We start from the raw sequence: 15,464 nt of genomic DNA, 5'->3' as shown, positions 1-15,464 counted from the left end.
TCTTTGTCTGGTTAATCGACATTTTGTTCTTAATTGTGGCACAAAAAAGCCTGATTAAGACTGCGTTAGTCAATCAGGCCGTGCACACGGGTCCGCAATTCCGGCACTACTTGGTCCTTAAACCACGGGTGTTGCTTAACCCACGCCTGGTTGCGTGGGGATGGGTGCACAATGGGAAGCGCGTCTGGCAAGTAATCCGCGTAATGCTCAACGGTCGCGGTGAGCGTCTTTTGCGCCCGCTGACCCAAATACCACCGCTGAGCGTAACTGCCAATCAGCACCGTCAGCTTAACCTGCGGCATCTGGTCGATCAGTTGGGGCAGCCACTTGTCCGCGAACCCTTTGCGTGGCGGGAGGTCGCCACCTTTGCCCTTACCGGGAAAGTAGAAGTCTAGCGGTAGCACGGCAAAATTGCGTGGGTCGTAAAACTGGTCGCGCGTGACGTCCATCCATTCCCGCAACCGGTCGCCACTGGGATCGTTAAAAAAAACAACCGTGCGTCCTGCGCCCGCTGACCCGGTGCCTGCCCAATGAGCAAAATTCGTGCTCGCGGATCCGCAACGTACAGTGGCTCAACACCCGCCGCGGTGTACGCGGCATTCTGCGGGTCCGCCGTAATGGCCGCACGGATGCCCGCCTGCGTGTCCGTAATTGGCGCAGCGGGACGCTTACTGGCGCGCATGGTAACACGCCACTGCAACTGTTTATTCCATATAATTGCTGGTCGCATTACAGTGTCCCTTCCTGGTGGGCCCGTTTACTAAGCGTCACTGCGTCGTCGTCCACCCGCGCGACCACGTCAAATTGAGGTTCATCACTCAGTTGACCCAGCATAACGAGTGCAAAGTCATCATGCTGCTCCACGGTGAGTCCGCCCTGATACAGCATCCGTTTCAGGACGTGCATATCATCAAAGTGACGCTGGGCCTCGGCCGCAGCGTGGGCCAACGTGTACCCCTCGTCCATCTTGGTTTTAATGTAGACAATTGCGGCAACGCTGCCGTACGGATACCGTTTATTTTGCCCGTCACCATGACGAATCGACCGAATGTAGCCTTTCTTCTCCCAATAGCGAATTTGCGCCGGTGTTACGCCGCTCACCCGACACGTTTCCCCAATACCCATTGAAAAATCAAAGGACCGCATCTTGCTCACAAATTTTTCCATGTGCTCCATTTATTTGGACCCCGTTCATTGACTTTCTGAAAATCTAGTTGTAACATTTGATATCGTAATTGTAACACAATGCGATAAACGTGTCGCAAAATAAATTAAAAGCTGGGCAACCGTAATGAACAATATTACTGATAACAACGGGCGCAAAATTAATGTGACCCTATTGGTAGCGACGCTAATTGTCGGCGTTTTTACTACCGTTTTGAACCAAACCATTCTCAGTACGGCCTTCCCGACTTTGATGAAGGCCTTCGACATCTCCACCGCCACCGTGCAGTGGTTGACCACGGGGTTCATGATGGTCAACGGAATCATGATTCCCGTGACCGCCTACCTGACCTCTAAGGTACCTACTAGGCGCCTGTACCTCATCGCCATGAGCACGTTCTTGCTCGGGACGGTGGTGGCGTTCACCGCACCCAGCTTTGCCTTCCTATTGGCTGGCCGTTTAATTCAGGCCGTTGGTGTTGGTATCACGATGCCATTACTGCAGAACATTATGCTGACCATCTTCCCACCAGAAAAACGTGGTGCGGCCATGGGTGTGGCCGGCATCGCCATCGGGGTGGCACCAGCGATTGGACCAACCCTGTCCGGATTTGTCATTGATAACTTCGGCTGGCGGACCCTCTTTGGGATGCTGATTCCAGTCACCATCCTGGTCATTGTCTCCGCCGTATTCTTCATGCGTGACGTACTGCCACAACATAACCCACGTCTGGACATTCTCTCGCTGATTGAATCCACCATTGGGTTTGGTGCCTTGCTGTACGGGTTCTCCGAAGTTGGGGACAAAGGTTGGGGCTCACCAGTGGTTTATGGCACCATCATCCTTGGTGTCGTAGTAATCGCCCTATTTGCCTACCGTCAACTCCACATGGACACACCATTCCTGGAGCTCCGGGTATTCAAGTCCCGTATTTTCACGCTGTCAACCGTATTGGCGTCCATCGCCAACATGGCCATGGTGGGTGCCGAAATGGTTATCCCGTTGTACCTACAGATTATCCACGGTAAGTCCGCGCTGGAATCAGGTTTGACGTTGCTACCTGGTGCCCTGATGATGGCCGTCATGAGCCCGATTACCGGGACCATCTTTGACCGCATCGGTGCCAAGCGACTCGCCAGATGGGTCTGTTCACGCTCGCGGTCGCAACCATTCCGTACGCGTTCGTGACTGCCACCACGCCATCCATCTACATCACGGTGCTGTACGCAGTCCGGATGTTTGGGATTTCGATGACGATGATGCCGCTGACCACCAACGGGATGAACGCGCTCAGCCAGGACCTGGTTGGGCACGGGACCGCCGTCAACAACACGCTGCGGCAAATCGCCAGTTCGATCACGACGGCCATCATGGTCTCCGTGCTGACGAACGTGACGAACCAGCACAGTCCGGCACATGCGCTACTCAAAGCCGACCCGCTGGCTTACAAGAACAGCTTCTTTAACGCCACGCTGGACGGCTATCACGCCGCATTCTGGATTGCCGTGGGCTTCAGCGCACTCGGCTGGATCCTGGCGTTCTTCCTGAACACCAAGATGAATTCCACCGAAGTTAAGCCAAACAAAGCAGCAAAGGAGGCAGCATAATGATTCTCTGGATATTAGTCATTAGCACCATCTTGCTCTTCATCTCCTTTGTCACAATGAAAAACTCCTGGTACCGCACGCTCTTTGTTGCCGTTACGGGTATCGTCATGCTCGGCTCAATCTGGGCCATCTATGATAACGACCAAAACCACCTGGGCATGAAGCAAGTAACGACTACTACCAGCCAGGTGGTCTACTCGGCCTCACCGAGCAAGGCGTTACCGCTGCTACTCCACCAAGATGTGGGGACGAACGGTGACCACAACGTTTACATCTACAAAATTAGTGATAGTAGCAAGGCTAAGGCGCAACACACCAAGGCTGACTACCGGATTCACAACCGGGTAGTGACTAGCAAGACCGATGTGGCGCAGATGCAGACCACTAAGCGTGAGTGGGTATACAAGAGCAACTTTACGAAGTTGATGTTTAACGGGTTGAACAACCACCACCTGATTAAGCAGACCAACACGTTCAAGATCCCGTCTACGTGGTACAGTCTGACCACTAGTCAGGCTAAGCAGCTGAGCAAGAACATGAAGGCGGCGCAGAAGCAGTCTGCCGCCCAGAAGGCCCAACTGCAGATGGCCATCCAGCAACAGGTCGCTGCCGCAAAGGCTAAGAACCCAGGCATGACCACTGCCCAAGAACAGGCATTGGCTAAGCAGCTCGCAGCCAAGTACCAGCAGGCCGCGATTGACAAAGCCGTCAAAGCCGTCCAAAAATAGTTCTCCATCATAACCCCCGTAGCCTTCGTGGCTGCGGGGGTTTTATGCTCTACGGGTGGTGGTGGTGGGCGGGTGCAGGCAAAGCGGTGGTGGGGTTGCGGCTTTGTGAACCGCTCCGTCATGACCGTTTCTGGGGCGAAACCTCCAACTCGCAAAGTACGCGAGTTTCCGGTGCGACTTGGAGCCTGCCTGCCAAGTACGGGCAGTCAGTCTCAAAGCTCGTCGCGTTCTAACGGCTAAAGCCGTAAGAGCTCTCGAACTGGCTCCACCATTCCTGCGAGTAGCACGCAGTAAGCGCTAAAGCGCAAACTGCCTGCGTAACCCCGGTAGCGGTCATAACTCCGGTTCAGTCGCCTCCACCCCACCACCACTTTGCTGGCACCCGTCACTTCGTAGATGACAAGCCAATATCGCATGGACACGAATGTATGTGTCAGTGCTTTACCCCGTTAAGTCGCTGACTTTTTCGACACGTGCCACATCCTACTATTTCTAGTTCTAGAACTATACGTAATGAGCACTAAATGTTAGGTGAGCAGATTACAAATTGCCAAACACCAGGCCCACGTTTGGCCTTTGCGACGTAATCACCGCGTTAAGAGGCGTGGCAGCCACGGTAGCGGGAGACGGCGTGGGTCGGACCAGGGAGCGGAGGCGTGGAAGTACGCAATGACAATCACCACCACGAAGTGTCGAGAACCGCGGGCGAGATTTGGAGTGGAGGCGTCATGCCGGAAGACGTGACCTCCGCAGTATCGTGCGGCCGCGTCGGTCGGACCGGGGAGCGGAGGCGTGTGGGGTCGGAGTGGTAACCACTGCCGGGGTGTAACGCAGTAGGAGCCGCAGGCGACGTACTGCGCGACGAGTTCCAAGACCGGCCGATGGGTTTCCGGACGGGCTTGGAATCGCACCGGAAACTCACCCGGGCTTGGTGAGTTGGAGGTTTCGCCCTAGCAGTGGCTTACCACGGAGTACCCCACGAAAGCCGCAGCTCACCGGTCCGACCGACGCGGCCACCCCATCCCCGTAGCAACCGCTCATGCACAAAAAGTGACCGGTTAGGCGAAAAGTGTGTACGAGCACGGACAAAAATGGTGTAATAATGGCAACGACGAAGAGAAAAGGAGGCGACGCCAATGCATGTGCGTTTTGAACAGGACGACCAGCTCGATGAACCTGAAGTGGTCATCCGCGCCGCCGCCCCCTCCGCCGAAACCCAACGCCTCCAACAATTGCTGGCAGCGCACACCATCACGGCGTACCGCGATAGCAAGAGTTCTTCCTTGATCCAGCGACATCATCTTTGTCCAAACCGAAGAACGCACCGTCCAAGTACATACCGCCGACCAAATTTACCAATCAAAGGAGCGGTTATACGCGCTGGAGGACAGTCTCCCCGGCTACTTTGCCCGCGTCGCTAAATCTACCATCATCAATCTCTACCAGGTTAGCGCCGTCAACCGGTCACTGGCCAACTGCTGGATTAGCTTCCGTCGCTCACACAAACAGGTATACGCGTCCCGCCGTTACTACCGGCAGCTGCAGGACCGACTAAACGAAACGAGGTCATCTCATGAATAAACACAATTACTGGCAACCATGGTTCTGGGGCATCTTCCTCATTGCTTGCGCTGGCACGCTCGGCGCCTCGCAACTGGGGTGGCTACCCGTCCACCTCGGCTTCTGGACCATCCTTCTCACCATCATCCTGGTTGGCGCCACCATCGCCAACCTGATCAACCTCAGTATCGGCGGCACCATCTTTGGCCTGGCCTTCCTGGGGATGCTCTACGCAAAACCGCTCGGCATCAGCGCCCTAACGCCGTGGACAATCCTGGCCATCGCATTACTGCTCACTATCGGCCTCTCCCTGATTTTCCGGCCGTTCCAAAAGCGCCGCTGGAAGCGCTGGGCCAGCCAACACGTTAGCGAGCACATCGAAGTTCATGGCGGCACACATCAAGACCACGTTCGCGCCCACTACAGTACGAGCACCGGGACCGACGACGAAAGCCACGTCAACTTTGCCGTCAGCCTCGGCAGCGCCGTCCGGTACGTCCAGTCGCCTGATTTCCAGTCAGCCGACATCAGCGCCTCCCTGGGTGAAATCAAAGTGTACTTCGACGACGCCACCATCCTCGGCGACAGCGCGACCATCACGGTCAGCGGGACCGCCAGCCAAATCTCGCTGTACATCCCCCGCACCTGGAACACCATCCTGGATATCCAGCCGATGATGGGCGAAGTAACGGAGGTCGGCCACAGGGACCACAGGGACACCCCGCGTGTGTACATTAACGGCGGTATCAAAATGGGTGAAGTGACCGTCAACTATATTTAGTCTGCACGCAAAAGGCGCTAACTTCGCAGGTTGAGGTTAGCGCCTTTTGCTACGGTCCCACCAACCTAGTCGTGGTCCGCATGTACAAAGATGGCCTTACTGAATACGTAGTTCAATACAATCACAATGACCTGATCCACGATTTTCACCAGTACCGGACCGCCGTGGAGCAGGTTCAACCCCACGTAAAGGATGGCCGTATCCGCCAAGAGCGAGGCTCCACGCAACCCGAAAAACAGCACGGCCTCCCACAGCGCTCGGCCAAGGCTATTAAACTGCGAGCCGAACACCGCGACTTTGTTCGTGACGTAAGCAAAGGCGACGCTCAGAAACCACGCCACTAAATTGGCGGCAAACCACGACCAGCCGAACCACATAGTGAGGACAAAGTACACCACCAGGTTAATCAGGGTGGTGAGCCCGCCCACAACTAAGTAGCGCAGGGCCATACCGTATTTTGAGTATAAACGTAATGCATAATTCATCACTTTGCCCCCTTTGGGCTAATCACCGTGGCCTTTTTCAACGCCACGTGTTTTTGCATACTGGTAAAAATCAGCGAGCGACTATCATACTGACGGCCGTCCATAATCAACGGATATTGCGCCATACGGTAGCCGTACGTCCTGATGATGTCCACAGACTGTGGTGTTGGTTGGTTATTCACTACCTGTATCTGGTAACGTCCCGCGCTAAGGTGACGCCGTAGCCGGTATACTTGTCCGGCGCGGTAGAAATGGTACGTTTCCCCGGTGCCAACCTTGCTGATGGTGACGCTGACGTGCGCGCCCAGGTGCGCCTGTACGGAAAAGTAGTTGGCCCAATCATGAAGGTCGACGTCTTCAACCAATACGGATCCTGAACGGACAACTGCCGGACGCGCGTTGTACTGCGTCGACAGTTGCGAGCGTTGCGCGGCCACTATGAGGTTCTCAGGGTACCTGTGCGCGACCAAGGCCGAGCCACCCGCCAGACCGCCCACGCCGGCTAGGGCCAACACCGTCGGCATCCACCATGATACGGTGTGCGTAGTTACGACCTCACGCTGCTTTGCGGGGACCAAGGCCAGCAGCAGCCAAAGCATGGGCCAAATAACGGCGCCATAGCGAGTCTCGGTTTCCCACACCAGGGTATGGAAGGCCAAATACCCCAACGCAATCACAACGGCCAACAGGGCGACACTAGTCCTACCCTGACCGAAGTCGGGGCGCCAGTCAATTAACCGGCCAATCAACGCCACGAACAGCTCAATCAAGGCCACAGCGTTCACGGTCGCTAGCACCACGCGGATCGTACCAGCATGGCGCAAGTACCACCCCGGAGCGGCCCGGTAGCCACCGTTGTACCAATCCTGAATGTCTTGACCGTTCAGCAAAATGCCCATCTTAACGAACCAATGCTTGACCAACCAATTGGGCCTAGCCTAGTAATACGTTGCTGGATAGTTTTTAAAGCGTACCGCTGCCGCGCCGCTTTACTAGGCAGGTTAATCTCACGACCTACATCGTGACCGCTATACTTACCCCGACTACCAGGATTAAGCCCCATCATCACCCACGACGTTGTGGGCAACGCGTACGTATTATTGTTCTGAAAATTACTGAGTCGTTGAATACCTGCCGTAGCCGGAAAACTAAGGGCAATGCCCGCCGCGACCATCAAGCTAGGCCACATTAGGTGATGTCCCCGCCAACGACTAACGCCCACGACCAGGGCCACAACCACTAGAGCGGGAATGATAATGATTAGATTAGGACGTGTGATTTGGCCGAACAAGGTCACCAACAATAGCAGCACACCATTAATTAGCCTGTGTCGCAGCGTCCACTTTGGCCAAAACAAGAATGTCCGGACTATGACGACTAGGCACAGTAAGGCCGGCAAATCGGAGTAAAACACCTGTAAAAAGTACGTGTAGGCAAAGGGGGTCAACGTGAATAGTGCTAACAGCCCCACAACAGCGGTATTCCGGGCATGAACTTGGCGAACCGTACGGAGCGTTAAGACGATCAATCCGTCTAGGAATAGGAGGCTCAGCACGTGGAGAACGCCGTTGGTGGTTAAACCCACCAACCACCCGCACCGAATGGCCCAGGATAACATCCAGGCCAGCGGTACGTTGTTGGGGTACCGCCAAAAATACGTAATGTTCCAGGTATAGTGTCCCGCCGCCATTTGGTCCGCCTGTGACAGCACTCGGTATGGATCGTGGTAAACGGTCACCGGCATGTAAATCAGTACCAGACATTGAATGACCACCGTGACCACTAACGCCGCGCCAATTAAAACACTCACTTTGCGCGGAGTCAGTCGTTCAATGAACGGACGCACTAGGCGGATAACCGCCCATACGAGCACGCTCATAACGGCAATGAGTACACCAATCAATGGGGCCTGCACGCTCACCAGGTTGGCCACCACGCCGACAGCTAGGCAACCCGCTAGAATTAATGGTAAAAAACGTGTGCGGATCATCTGTCCCACGCCAGCACCTCCAAGTTACTGATCACAGGTAATTGCTACTGAAGTTTGTTTTGAATCGTATACCGCGGACGGTGGCGTACTTCCGTAGTCACTTTGCCAATGTACTCACCAATTACGCCCAAGCTGATCATCTGTAGGCCACCAAGGAACCACACCGAGACCATCAATGACGACCAGCCATGCTCTGCAAGGCCCAACACCTTGACCGACACCGTGTAAATTAGCATAATGACAGCCAGCATGGTCGCCAACACGCCTAAAATTAGAATGAGCCGGACCGGCGCAATCGTTAACGACGTGATGCCGTCCCACGCGAACGCCAGCATCTTTTTGAGCGGATACTTAGACTCGCCCGCCATCCGAGGCGTACGTTTGTAGTATACCGACGCACTCGGGTAGCCCAGTTTAGGCACCAGCCCCCGAATAAAGATGTTGCGTTCGTGGTAGGACAGGAACGTCTCCACGGAACGGCGCGACATCAACCGAAAGTCCGCGTGGTTGGGAATTAAATCCACGCCCAGATGCTTGAGCAGGCCGTAAAAGGCCCCCGCAGTGGTGCGCTTAAACCACGTATCCGTATCCCGATTATTACGTACGCCGTAAACAATGTCTATTCCGTTCGCGTACTGTTCGACCATCGCCATAATTTTGTCGGGGTCGTCCTGCAAATCGGCATCAATGGTCACCATGAGGTCAGCGGTCTTAACCGCCTCCGTCAACCCGGCAATTAAGGCCTGCTGGTGCCCAAAGTTGCGGGAGAAACGTAATCCCCGCACCCGGGAATTCTGACGGTGTAGTTGATCAATTAGCGACCAAGTTTTGTCACTAGAACCATCGTCGACAATTAAAATATCCGAGTCAGTCGCGAGGGTGTACGCCGCAACCACCTGGTCTTCAATTGTGAGTAGGCTTGCCACCGAGCTCGCGAGTACTTCTTCCTCGTTGTATGCGGGAATCACAATGGTTAATTTTTCCATTTAATGTGCACTCCTTTGCAATCTTGCCGGTAAATGGTCGTCCACGAACGCCATCACTGGGGTCCGCGCCGGCCGTAGCGTAAGCCACAGGGCACCCGCAATCAACACGCTGCCCGCCAAGTCCGTCGCAAAATGTTGTGCAAGGTACAGGCGAGATGTCGCCACCAAGCCAACCCAAACCACGCCCATCAGTACGGCCACCAGCCCTACCTCCTGATCCTTTATGCCGGGCAGGAAAACCATGAGCAGCGTTAGCACGAGGATGGTGGTACAAAAGACGTGCCCGCTGGGAAAGCTGTAACCAGTGTCTGGCAGCAACTCGTGGACAGGGCGGTGCCGGGCCACGATTTGTTTAACAACCTCAACCAAGGCCGACCCACCATACTGCATACCAGCAGCCCACAGACTCAATGCCGGTCCCCGGCGGAACCACAGGTACACACAAAGCACAAAGGTTAACGACAGGCTGACCATCGGACTACCTAAAAACGCGATGACGTTAAACAGCGTAATGTTGTTAGCAGATGGTGCCCCCATCGCCTGGGCCATCATCGTATCGATGGCCCCGACCCAACTAGCATGGTGAATGACGCTAACGGCCAACCCAATAAACATCAGCCACAAAACTGCGGCTCCACAATAATCAACCTTATTCCGCATCTGTCTGTCCTTTCCGTGAACGTAACCCGACTATGATTACCGGTATGAGTGAGATGGCCACAATCGCCAACATAATGAGTTCGAAGTGGGCCTTAATGAGGGGAATGTTACCGAAAAAAATAACCCGCCCCAACGGCGCTGCCTACCCAGCTGACCGCACCTAAAATGTTGTAAACGGCAAAGTCACGGTAGTGCATATGACTAATACCAGCAGTAAAGGGGATAAAGGTCCGGACAATCGGCACAAACCGGCCCAGGAAAATGGCCCCCTTACCGTGCCGGTCAAAGAACGTTGCCGATTGCTGCAAATACTTTGGCTTAATGAGCCGCCGCCAACGTTCACTATTCGCTAAGTACTGACCGAAATGTTGACCGATTTCAAAGTTCATCGCGTCGCCGACCGCAGCGGCAACTGATAGCAAGCCGAACAGGAGCCAAACGTTCAATGAGTGTTGCCCCACCGCGGCCAAAGAACCACACAGAAATAACAGTGAGTCACCCGGCAAAAAAGGTAGCACCACCACACCGGTTTCAATCAAGATCACGATAAACAGGCCCACGTAGATGAGGTTGCCATACTGAGTTATTAACTGTGGCACCAATTGACTGATATTCGGAATCAGTGAAGTTAACAGGATTACGGACATATACTTTTCTCCATTCATAATTAAGTTTGTGCGGGTGATCTACTGAAGCCCACGTGTACCGAGCAGCAGGCCACCAAGATAAACGCAGTAGAGTGCAAAGGCCAATACAACGTTTACGTTGGCCAAGTATGGCAATATCCACTGCGCAAGGATAATGGCAAGCCCAGTTGCACCCAGCAGCTGTCCGGCCTCATCGTGTTGGTGTGCATAGACCAGGCTGGTCCCCACTAATACCGTACCGATGAGTGTTCCCCATTCGCCAGAGTAACCGAGCCAGGCTAACAACAACTGGAAGGCAATTACGCTCAACGTGCGCACTTGATAACGTTTAGCCACCGCCAAGAGTCCTACCGCCACAATCAGTAGCACCGCGCTATCCACTTCGGCTGTGGTCAACATGTTAAAGGTAATTGTGACCGCAATAGCTAGGGTGCTGGTACGAATTGAATCTATTGCACCGGTCCGGTGATGGTTCGTTGCTGGCAGACCCACCAGCGTCACCAAAGTGATTAGAAACATCACGGGCAGCGACATTGTCGCCCCCAAGGTGATGGTGCCGACAATACCGGCAAACGTCATTAGCGCCGTTTTGATCGTGCTACCGGTTCCCTGACGAAACCGGACTGCTCCATTGATACGCATCTAGTCACCGCCTTCAATGCTCGCTGGCTGCCAACAAAGAGCAGCTTACCGCCCCATCTTCGAGCGGCCCACCCACGAAAAATAAACTAATTCTGATGAAAATTCAGAATGATTCACGCTTGCACTACGTCACGCACATGCAGCCTGAGTTTTTCTCAGATTTTCCTTACTGGTCGTTGAAAAAAATAATTAATAGCCGGTGCTAACCACGCAACTGAGCCTAAAAACACGCATTCCCCTCAGAACCCGGACTCAAAAAAGGGACCTGCCATAACAAGGCAGATCCCACCATTTATTATCAAACTGAAAAACTAACCGAACAAACACGCGTCGTTAGGATTCATTAACCGCCGTCGCGGATAGCAGTGGCAGCGTCACCAGTATCTTTGCCCCATACGGTTCGTGATCCAACACGCGGACTTGCCCACCCATTTTTTTTGCACCAGTTGCTGCACAATTGGCAGGCCCAAACCGGTCCCCGCTACGGTCCCACGCACATCGTCGGCCCGGTAAAACCGTTCGAAAACATGCGCTTTGTCATCATCGGCAATTCCCGGACCCACATCCGTGACGCTTAACTCCGCTAGCGCATCGCGTTGGATCAAAGTTACCGTAATTGGGCCCTTGGCAGGTCCATACTTGGCTGCGTTACCCACCAGGTTATGGACTACATGCTCAATCGCCACCAGGTTACCGTCTATCGATAAGTGCGGCTGAATATCGGTGTGCACCGACGCCAATACTTCCGGAGTCAACTTGTTCACGGCCTGCTCCACCGCGGCGCTGAGGTCAATCTTGGTCAACGCGAGCGTCACCTGATCAGCGCGGGACAAAGTTAATAACTCATCGATTAACTGCTGCATTTGCCGTGACTCCGCCGTAATGTAGTCCACTGACTTAGCCACAATTTCTGGATGCGCCTCACCATGACGCTCAATCAACTGAGCGTGGCTCCGAATCGTCGCAATCGGTGTCCGTAGCTCGTGCGCCGCATTCATGATAAACAATTTTTGTTGTTCCTGCCGTTCGTGCAATTGCGTAAGTAATCCGTTGAAGTCCTGTGCCAAATTGGTCACTTCAGTCGGCTGACTGGGTACCGGCAATTGCGCGACCGTATCATCATTAGTCGTTTTGCTGGTCGACCGCGACGCCTCTGATAACTGCGTCAGCGGATCCGTTAGGCGGTGCGTCAGGCGGCGAATGAAGAACGGGCTCAGCAACATGGTCAACATCAGTAGGACGACAGTGACTTCGACGACCCGTTCCAGCACCTCCACTTCACTATCCATTCGCTGCCAGACGTCGTAGCGAATGCCAGCGGCGTGCCCCGTTTGGTGATAGAACAGTCCTTTACCGTCACGGTAATACAGATCCTTGATGAAGGGCACGCGGACTGGCGTCTTGCGTAACAACGTGCGCGTGTACGGCGAATAGTAATTCCGCCGCCTGGCATCTTTGCGCATATTGTGCACCAAAACCCGACTTGAACTGGTGTCCAAGGTACTGTTACGCCGCCAGTTTTCCCAGTCGTCATCCCCGTCAATCACGGTCTTCTTGAGGCTCTGCACGATATGCGTCGTATTGACCCGGACTTGTGTTAATAATTGGTTGCTAACGGCAATCACGATTAAGACGCCCAGACCAATCGTGATAGTCGTTACCAGTCCCATTACGTTGCGGAGCATGATGCCGCCGCTAGTCTGATCCTTTACTTTCATGTTAAATCCCCGCTAAACCGTGGCCACCTGATCCGACAGCATGTAACCAGTGCCCCGCACCGTGTGAATCAGTTTCTGCTGGTCGGGTGTATCGATTTTATGCCGTAAATTCCGTACATAAACGTCCAGGATGTTAGGCTGACCGTCAAAGTCCTGTCCCCAGACCGCATTGAGTAGCTCATCTCGACTACACGATTCATTTTGGTGTTTGCTTAACTCGACCAGCAGCTCGTATTCCCGCTGGGTCAAGGGGATAATTTGTCCGGCCCGCGTCACTCGCTTCGCGGTAGTGTCCACGGCCAAATTAGCAATACGCAGGGTACCATTCTTCTGGAACTCCGGTTGACTGTGGCGCAACGCTACTTCCACGCGCGCGGCCAGCTCTTCCATCTCGAATGGCTTGGTCATGTAATCATCGGCCCCACCGGTTAACCCCGCAACTTTGTCACCGACGTAGTCCCGAGCGGTCAACATGATCACGGTACCTGGCTGTCTTTACGGATCCGCCGCAGCACCGTGAAACCATCCAACTTTGGTAACATCCAATCCAAAATAATGAGGTCAATTTGGCCGGACTGCTTGCGAAAGGCGCTGAGGGCGGCCTCACCATCAGCCGCCCACAATACTTGCATGCCTTCCAATTCGAATTCAGTCCGCAACGAGTCAGCCAGTGCCGCCTCGTCTTCAACTAACAAAATTGTCGTCATCGGTTCCCCCACCCTTCTGCATTTACGGTCACTAATTGACTTTATTTTGGCACAAAAAAAAGACCCACTACCACTAGTGAGCCATCAATAGCAACGAATATTTAACGCCTATTCCGCGGCAAAGACGTGATCTTCATCCAGCATGTACTGAAAATCAATTTGGTTAGTAATGAGGCTAATCCGAAACAACCCCGCCATCTCGGTCTGCGCGTCAGTCAGCGCAACAAAGTATTCGTGGTCACTGCCCGCAACCCTTTGCATCGCACCATACTTACCCTGAAATCCCTGCTGCCGAAACTGCTTGATGATGCGAATCATTTCAATCTGTGTAACTGCACTGTCCGTGTTGCTCATAAATTACTTTCCCCAATCATTCTAATACTTACACACATATGTTTAATGGCCGCCACAATGGGGCCATATAAAAAGCACTCCCCCGAAAGTGGAGTGCCGTTAGGTCAGCGGGTAATTACTTGCCCAGCTTTTCCTTGTTAGTAACCTTCAGCTTGTCATCAAAGTCGTAGACAACTGGTTCGCCAGTAGCCATTTCGACGTCCATGATGTCAGCGTCGGAGATGTTTTCGATGTACTTAGTCAGAGCACGCAGGGAGTTACCGTGCGCAGCGATGATTACGTTCTTGCCATCAAGCAGGTCTGGAGCAATGTGGTCTTCCCAGAATGGGATAACGCGTTCCAGAGTAACCTTCAAGTTTTCGCCACCTGGGACGATACGTGGGTCCAGGTCAGCGTAACGACGGTCCTGTGCAGCAGACTCTGGGTCATCGGCGTCCAAGAGTGGTGGCAGAACGTCGTATGAACGGCGCCAAATGTGTACCTGTTCGGCACCATACTTCTCGGCAGTTTCTTCCTTGTTCAGGCCCTGCAGAGCACCGTAGTGACGTTCGTTCAAACGCCAAGTCTTCGTTTCTGGAATCCACAGCTGGTCAGCTTCTTCCAGAGCGTAGTGCAACGTCTTGATTGCACGAGTCAAAACGGAAGTGTAAGCCTGGTCAAACAGGATGCCAGCTTCCTTCAGCTTCTTACCAGCTGCTTTAGCTTCTTCAACACCCTTTTCGGACAGGTCAACGTCGTGCCAGCAGTAAACTGGTTGGACAAGTTCCATTCGGATTGACCATGACGAATCAGAACCAATTTTGCCATGTTAACAATTACCTCACTTTTTTTAGTTACCAAACCTTGCTTGGCATTTACCCTTTCATTCTACACTAACTCCCGTTGCGGTTCCAGAAGTTCCGGCGGCTTACGTGGAGTGCTCCATGGTAATCCACTGCTAGGGCGAAGGCTCCAACCCGCCAAGTACAGGCGTGTTTCCGCCGCGATTTCAAGCCTGCCCGGAAAACCACCGGTCAGTCTCGAAATTCGTCGCGTTCTAACGGCTAAAGCGCAAACTGACTGTGTTCCCCGGCAGTGGTTACCATTCCGACCCCACACGCCTACGCACACCGATCCGACCGACGCGGCCTCACGCAACTGTAGTAACTGGATTTCTGGAATCGACATTTCTGCCTCTAAACCACCAATTAACACGATAAAACAAAACACATTAGCGACCACTCAACATTGCCGCGCCATCCACGAACTGGCGGGTGCCGGCAAAGTGGTGGTGGGGTGGAGGCGACTGAACCCGGAGTTATGACCGCTACCGGGGTTACGCAGGCAGTTTGCGCTTTAGCGCTTACTGCGTGCTACTCGCAGGAATGGCGAAGCCAGTCCGAGAGCTCTTACGGCTTTAGCCGTTAGAACGCGACGAGCTTTGAGCCCGCCTGT

13 protein-coding genes and 5 pseudogenes are annotated in these 15,464 nt (G+C 53.8%); 5 read left to right on the top strand and 13 right to left on the bottom strand.

Features of this window, described 5'->3' with window-relative positions; all coding sequences use genetic code 11:
- Positions 1 to 65: 65 nt before the first annotated feature.
- Positions 66 to 682 (bottom strand): annotated as a pseudogene (locus JCM12539_RS08820) (uracil-DNA glycosylase family protein).
- Positions 683 to 729: 47 nt separating this feature from the next.
- Positions 730 to 1,176 (bottom strand): MerR family transcriptional regulator, encoded by a 447-nt coding sequence (locus JCM12539_RS08815; RefSeq protein WP_082405438.1) that lies wholly within the window; start codon positions 1,174 to 1,176, stop codon positions 730 to 732.
- Between the two features lie 115 nt (positions 1,177 to 1,291).
- Between JCM12539_RS08815 and JCM12539_RS08810 the strand changes: the two are divergent.
- The 5 genes and pseudogenes from JCM12539_RS08810 to JCM12539_RS08800 all read left to right on the top strand — a co-directional run bounded on the left by JCM12539_RS08810 (position 1,292) and on the right by JCM12539_RS08800 (position 5,841).
- Positions 1,292 to 2,772 (top strand): annotated as a pseudogene (locus tag JCM12539_RS08810) (MDR family MFS transporter).
- The gene (locus tag JCM12539_RS08805) at positions 2,772 to 3,500 is read left to right on the top strand and encodes a DUF4811 domain-containing protein (RefSeq protein ID WP_054650797.1); all 729 of its coding nucleotides are present in this window, start codon (positions 2,772 to 2,774) and stop codon (positions 3,498 to 3,500) included. Before JCM12539_RS08810 ends, JCM12539_RS08805 begins: the two are co-directional and overlap by 1 nt.
- Before the next feature lie 44 nt (positions 3,501 to 3,544).
- On the top strand, positions 3,545 to 3,733 hold the full coding sequence (locus JCM12539_RS13250; protein ID WP_156302158.1) for a hypothetical protein: 189 nt from the start codon (positions 3,545 to 3,547) through the stop codon (positions 3,731 to 3,733).
- Between the two features lie 1,063 nt (positions 3,734 to 4,796).
- Positions 4,797 to 5,081, top strand: a complete 285-nt coding sequence (locus tag JCM12539_RS15260; protein WP_082405441.1) for a LytTR family DNA-binding domain-containing protein — start codon at positions 4,797 to 4,799, stop codon at positions 5,079 to 5,081.
- The gene (locus JCM12539_RS08800) at positions 5,074 to 5,841 is read left to right on the top strand and encodes a LiaF transmembrane domain-containing protein (protein WP_054650795.1); all 768 of its coding nucleotides are present in this window, start codon (positions 5,074 to 5,076) and stop codon (positions 5,839 to 5,841) included. The genes JCM12539_RS15260 and JCM12539_RS08800 overlap by 8 nt, the downstream gene beginning before the upstream one ends.
- Before the next feature lie 65 nt (positions 5,842 to 5,906).
- On the opposite strand, the gene JCM12539_RS08795 is transcribed toward JCM12539_RS08800, so the two are convergent.
- The 11 genes and pseudogenes from JCM12539_RS08795 to JCM12539_RS08745 form a co-directional block, all read right to left on the bottom strand.
- Positions 5,907 to 6,326, bottom strand: a complete 420-nt coding sequence (locus tag JCM12539_RS08795) for a GtrA family protein (protein ID WP_054650793.1) — start codon at positions 6,324 to 6,326, stop codon at positions 5,907 to 5,909.
- Positions 6,326 to 7,249 (bottom strand): hypothetical protein, encoded by a 924-nt coding sequence (locus tag JCM12539_RS08790; protein WP_156302157.1) that lies wholly within the window; start codon positions 7,247 to 7,249, stop codon positions 6,326 to 6,328. Before JCM12539_RS08790 ends, JCM12539_RS08795 begins: the two co-directional genes overlap by 1 nt.
- Positions 7,210 to 8,316 carry a glycosyltransferase-like membrane protein gene (locus JCM12539_RS08785; protein WP_500778465.1) on the bottom strand — a complete coding sequence of 369 codons (1,107 nt, stop codon included), beginning with the start codon at positions 8,314 to 8,316 and terminating at the stop codon, positions 7,210 to 7,212. The genes JCM12539_RS08790 and JCM12539_RS08785 overlap by 40 nt, the downstream gene beginning before the upstream one ends.
- 44 nt (positions 8,317 to 8,360) lie before the next feature.
- Entirely contained in the window at positions 8,361 to 9,302 is a 942-nt protein-coding gene (locus JCM12539_RS08780; protein WP_054650787.1) for a glycosyltransferase family 2 protein, read from the bottom strand.
- Positions 9,303 to 9,962, bottom strand: coding sequence for a phosphatase PAP2 family protein (locus tag JCM12539_RS08775; RefSeq protein ID WP_056956799.1), 660 nt, complete (start codon positions 9,960 to 9,962; stop codon positions 9,303 to 9,305).
- A pseudogene (locus JCM12539_RS08770) lies at positions 9,952 to 10,609 on the bottom strand (VTT domain-containing protein). The gene JCM12539_RS08775 and the pseudogene JCM12539_RS08770 overlap by 11 nt, the downstream one beginning before the upstream one ends.
- A 39-nt stretch (positions 10,610 to 10,648) precedes the next feature.
- Entirely contained in the window at positions 10,649 to 11,251 is a 603-nt protein-coding gene (locus JCM12539_RS08765) for a hypothetical protein (protein ID WP_054650783.1), read from the bottom strand.
- A gap of 374 nt (positions 11,252 to 11,625) precedes the next feature.
- A complete protein-coding gene (locus tag JCM12539_RS08760; protein WP_082405437.1) occupies positions 11,626 to 12,969 on the bottom strand; it encodes a sensor histidine kinase in 1,344 nt (447 codons plus the stop codon).
- Between the two features lie 12 nt (positions 12,970 to 12,981).
- Positions 12,982 to 13,676, bottom strand: a pseudogene (locus tag JCM12539_RS08755) (response regulator transcription factor).
- Positions 13,677 to 13,784: 108 nt separating this feature from the next.
- Positions 13,785 to 14,030: a hypothetical protein gene (locus JCM12539_RS08750; RefSeq protein WP_054650781.1), complete on the bottom strand. Its 246-nt coding sequence runs from the start codon at positions 14,028 to 14,030 to the stop codon at positions 13,785 to 13,787.
- Between the two features lie 115 nt (positions 14,031 to 14,145).
- Positions 14,146 to 14,837 (bottom strand): annotated as a pseudogene (locus JCM12539_RS08745) (2,3-diphosphoglycerate-dependent phosphoglycerate mutase).
- Positions 14,838 to 15,464: the final 627 nt, after the last annotated feature.

This window comes from Lacticaseibacillus pantheris DSM 15945 = JCM 12539 = NBRC 106106, from assembly GCF_001311175.1.
In the GTDB taxonomy this organism is placed as follows: domain Bacteria; phylum Bacillota; class Bacilli; order Lactobacillales; family Lactobacillaceae; genus Lacticaseibacillus; species Lacticaseibacillus pantheris.
Note: the sequence above shows the minus strand (reverse complement) of the source record. Positions and strands in the feature narration are given on the sequence as shown.

Excerpts from the sequence above, each read along its gene's own strand:
- JCM12539_RS08750 (WP_054650781.1), bottom strand. The coding sequence starts at position 14,030 with ATGAGCAACACGGACAGTGCAGTTACACAGATTGAAATGATTCGCATC.
- JCM12539_RS08795 (WP_054650793.1), bottom strand. The coding sequence starts at position 6,326 with ATGAATTATGCATTACGTTTATACTCAAAATACGGTATGGCCCTGCGC.
- JCM12539_RS08800 (WP_054650795.1), top strand. The coding sequence starts at position 5,074 with ATGAATAAACACAATTACTGGCAACCATGGTTCTGGGGCATCTTCCTC.
- JCM12539_RS08780 (WP_054650787.1), bottom strand. The coding sequence starts at position 9,302 with ATGGAAAAATTAACCATTGTGATTCCCGCATACAACGAGGAAGAAGTA.
- JCM12539_RS08765 (WP_054650783.1), bottom strand. The coding sequence starts at position 11,251 with ATGCGTATCAATGGAGCAGTCCGGTTTCGTCAGGGAACCGGTAGCACG.
- JCM12539_RS08815 (WP_082405438.1), bottom strand. The coding sequence starts at position 1,176 with ATGGAGCACATGGAAAAATTTGTGAGCAAGATGCGGTCCTTTGATTTT.
- JCM12539_RS08785 (WP_500778465.1), bottom strand. The coding sequence starts at position 8,316 with ATGATCCGCACACGTTTTTTACCATTAATTCTAGCGGGTTGCCTAGCT.
- JCM12539_RS08775 (WP_056956799.1), bottom strand. The coding sequence starts at position 9,962 with ATGCGGAATAAGGTTGATTATTGTGGAGCCGCAGTTTTGTGGCTGATG.
- JCM12539_RS13250 (WP_156302158.1), top strand. The coding sequence starts at position 3,545 with ATGCTCTACGGGTGGTGGTGGTGGGCGGGTGCAGGCAAAGCGGTGGTG.
- JCM12539_RS08760 (WP_082405437.1), bottom strand. The coding sequence starts at position 12,969 with ATGAAAGTAAAGGATCAGACTAGCGGCGGCATCATGCTCCGCAACGTA.
- JCM12539_RS08805 (WP_054650797.1), top strand. The coding sequence starts at position 2,772 with ATGATTCTCTGGATATTAGTCATTAGCACCATCTTGCTCTTCATCTCC.